The 3258-nt window shown below is 71.8% G+C and carries 3 protein-coding genes; 1 reads left to right on the top strand and 2 read right to left on the bottom strand.

What is annotated here, in order from left to right; genetic code table 11:
* Nucleotides 1-75 precede the first annotated feature (75 nt).
* Both aceB and ACFXB5_RS37820 read right to left on the bottom strand, forming a co-directional pair.
* A complete protein-coding gene (gene aceB, locus ACFXB5_RS37825; protein ID WP_385216962.1) occupies nucleotides 76-1695 on the bottom strand; it encodes a malate synthase A in 1620 nt (539 codons plus the stop codon).
* Nucleotides 1696-1819: 124 nt separating this feature from the next.
* Nucleotides 1820-2428, bottom strand: coding sequence for an NTP transferase domain-containing protein (locus ACFXB5_RS37820; RefSeq protein ID WP_385216960.1), 609 nt, complete (start codon nucleotides 2426-2428; stop codon nucleotides 1820-1822).
* Nucleotides 2429-2703: 275 nt separating this feature from the next.
* On the opposite strand from ACFXB5_RS37820, the gene ACFXB5_RS37815 reads away from it, so the two are divergent.
* Nucleotides 2704-3021, top strand: coding sequence for a DUF5955 family protein (locus tag ACFXB5_RS37815; protein ID WP_037949307.1), 318 nt, complete (start codon nucleotides 2704-2706; stop codon nucleotides 3019-3021).
* The last annotated feature ends 237 nt before the right edge of the window (nucleotides 3022-3258 follow it).

Genomic DNA, 3258 nt, shown 5'->3' with positions numbered 1-3258 from the left:
GGCTGCCCCGGGCGCCCCCGCCCCCCACCCGCGCGGCGCCCCCCCCCCCCCCCTGCTCCGTGTGAACGGACCGCGTCAGTCCAGCAGTTCGTACGCGGGCAGCGTCAGGAACTCGGCGTAGTCCTCGTCCAGCGCGACCTTCAGCAGCAGATCGTGCGCCTGGCTCCACCTGCCCGCGGCGAAGGCCTCCTCGCCGACCTCCTCGCGGATCGCCGCCAGCTCCTCCGTGGCGACCTTACGGACACGATCGGCGGTGGCCTTCTCGCCGTTCTCGAAGACGACCCCCGCGTTGACCCACTGCCAGATCTGGGAGCGGGAGATCTCGGCGGTGGCCGCGTCCTCCATCAGATTGAAGATCGCGACGGCGCCGAGGCCGCGCAGCCACGCCTCGATATAGCGGATGCCGACCTGGACGGCGTTGCGCAGGCCCTGGTGGGTGGGGGTGGCGTCGAGCGACGCGATGTCGATCAGCTCGGCCGCGGTGACATGGACGTCCTCGCGCAGCCGCTCCTTCTGGTGCGGCCGGTCGCCGAGGACCGCGTCGAAGGAGGCGCGGGCCACTGGGACCAGATCGGGGTGGGCGACCCAGGAGCCGTCGAAGCCGTCGTTGGCCTCACGGTCCTTGTCGGCCTTGACCTTGTCGAACGCGACGGCGTTGACCTCGGGGTCGCGCCGCGAGGGGATGAAGGCCGCCATGCCGCCGATCGCGTGCGCGCCGCGCTTGTGGCAGGTGCGGACGAGCAGTTCGGTGTAGGCGCGCATGAACGGGGCGGTCATCGTGACCGCGTTGCGGTCCGGCAGGACGAAACCGGGGCCGCCGTCGCGGAAGTTCTTCACGATCGAGAAGAGGTAGTCCCAGCGGCCCGCGTTGAGCCCGGAGGCGTGGTCGCGGAGCTCGTAGAGGATCTCGTCCATCTCGTACGCCGCCGTGATCGTCTCGATCAGAACGGTGGCGCGGATCGTCCCTTGCGGAACGGAGAGGTGGTCCTGCGCGAAGACGAAGACGTCGTTCCAGAGGCGGGCCTCGAGGTGGGACTCGGTCTTGGGGAGGTAGAAGTACGGCCCCTTGCCCATCGTGAGCAGACGGCGGGCGTTATGGAAGAAGTACAGCCCGAAGTCCACGAGGGCGCCGGGGACGGGGCGGCCGTCGGCGGAGCGCAGATGGCGCTCGTCGAGGTGCCAGCCGCGCGGCCGGGTGACGACGGTGGCCAGCGTGTCGTCGGGCCGCAGCGCGTAGCTCTTGCCCTCGGGGGAGGTGAAGTCGATCCGGCGCTCATAGGCGTCGATCAGATTCAGCTGGCCGCCGATCACATTCGCCCACGTCGGGGCGGAGGCGTCCTCGAAGTCCGCGAGCCAGATCTTGGCGCCGGAGTTGAGGGCGTTGATGGTCATCTTGCGGTCGGTGGGGCCGGTGATCTCCACCCGGCGGTCCTCGAGCGCGGGCGGGGCCGGGGCGACGCGCCAGTCCGGGTCGTCCCGGATGTGGGCGGTCTCCGGGAGGAAGTCCAGGGTGCTGGTGCGGGCGATCTCGGCGCGGCGCTCGGCGCGGCGCGCGAGCAGCTCGTCCCGGCGCGGGGTGAAGCGGTGGTGGAGCTCGGCCAGGAAGGCCAGGGCCGCGTCGGTCAGCACCTCTCCCTGACGTTCCACCGGTTCGGTGTCGACGATGGCCAGCGGGGACGGCGCTGGTGCGGACATGGGCTGTCACTCCTTGGGCGAGTCTCGGCTGGAACCTCGCGGTACCTCTGCTTTGTGGATACTAATTTTCTCATGGTGGAAGTTCAATCTTCTGTTGAACCGCTGTCCTGCCCGTCGGCGCCCCTCACTCCAGCAGTGTCAAGTCCTCGGGGGTGTCGATGTCGTCGGTACGGGCGATATCCGAGCAGTCGACGAGCGTGATCGCGGACCGATGCGCCCGCAGATAGGCGCGTGCCCCCCGGTCGCCCACCGCACTCGCCGTGACATCCGCCCACCGGTCCGCGCCGAACAGCACCGGATGCCCCCGCTCCGCGCCGTATGCGGCCGCCGCCAGGGAGGACGGCGAGCGGTACGCGGCCACCACCCGCGCCACCGCCTCGGCGCCGATCCCCGGCTGGTCCACCAGCGCGACCAGCGCCGCTTTCGCGCCCGTACCGGCAAGTGAGGCGAGCCCGGCCCGCAGCGACGAGCCCATGCCCTGCTCCCAGTCGGGGTTGTCCACCAGGACGTACCCGTCCAGCCGCGCCCGCGCCCGTACGGTCCCCGCCGCGGCGCCCAGCACGATGTGCACCGGGGCACAGCCGCCCTCCCGCAGCGCGTGCGCGGCGTGCTCCACCAGCGGCCGCCCCCGATGCGTCAAAAGGGCCTTGGGACGCCCGCCCAGCCGCCGGCCGCCCCCGGCCGCCAGTACGATCCCGGCGACCTGCGCGGAGTCCTCCGTCGTACGTTCCATGGGCCCTGCTTACCGCACATCCGGCCGGTGCGGGGGCTTCATCCCAGCCGGTCTGATTTTCGCTCTCCGTATAGCGCGTCGTGCACTGAGTGGCGTTAACTGATCCGCGGCCCCTTGTGTCCGAATCCACGCGAGGTGGAGGGTTGGGGCGGTCATGCGGGAGAGGGGGCAGGTTCGTGCGAGAGGGCGCGAGGGGGAGAAGGGCAGTGTTGGCCAACGAAGGCGCGAGGCTCTGGGGTGAACCCGGCGCCTTGTCAGTGGAGGGCGCCGCAGTCGTGGAAGTCAGGCGAGTGGCGGGCACCGAGGACGATCCGAGGGCGGCCGAACTGCGCCGTGCCGTGGCCCGGCTCAGGCGCGACCTGGCCGCCCACCCGGCGGAATTACCCGACCGGGCGATCGCGGACGACGAGCTGGCCGCGCTCGACGCCATGGCCCGCACCGGCGCCCCCGAGCTGCACCGGCTGCGCCGCTCGCTGCTCCTCATCGCGGGCGCCCTGGGCTCGGTCAGCGCCCTGGGCCCCGCCCTGACGGGCGTCCGCGCGGCGATCGACCAATTCGGCAGTGTGCCCCGGACGGGCATAGGGAGAGACTGATCGACCGGATAACGGGCAACGGGCAAGGCTGATCCGGCCGACCCGTCGGCCCCGCGCGCCCCGAGTGGCGGTTCGGCGCTCCCGCGCCCGCCACAGATCATGACGCCTACGGCGGGCTGCTCCCCTCCCCGCCCCTCCCCAAAACCGGGGCTCCGCCCCAGACCCCGACCCGGGGCTCCGCCCCAGACCCCGGGGGCTGCGCCCCAGATCCCGGGCTGGGGGTCCGTTTCAAGGCCC

Source organism: Streptomyces sp. NPDC059455, from assembly GCF_042750115.1.
Classification (GTDB): Bacteria; Actinomycetota; Actinomycetes; order Streptomycetales; family Streptomycetaceae; genus Streptomyces; species Streptomyces endocoffeicus.
The sequence above is the reverse complement of the archived record's forward strand: the minus strand, read 5'-3'. Positions and strand labels throughout refer to the sequence as shown.

Excerpts from the sequence above, each read along its gene's own strand:
- aceB (WP_385216962.1), bottom strand. The coding sequence starts at position 1,695 with ATGTCCGCACCAGCGCCGTCCCCGCTGGCCATCGTCGACACCGAACCG.
- ACFXB5_RS37820 (WP_385216960.1), bottom strand. The coding sequence starts at position 2,428 with ATGGAACGTACGACGGAGGACTCCGCGCAGGTCGCCGGGATCGTACTG.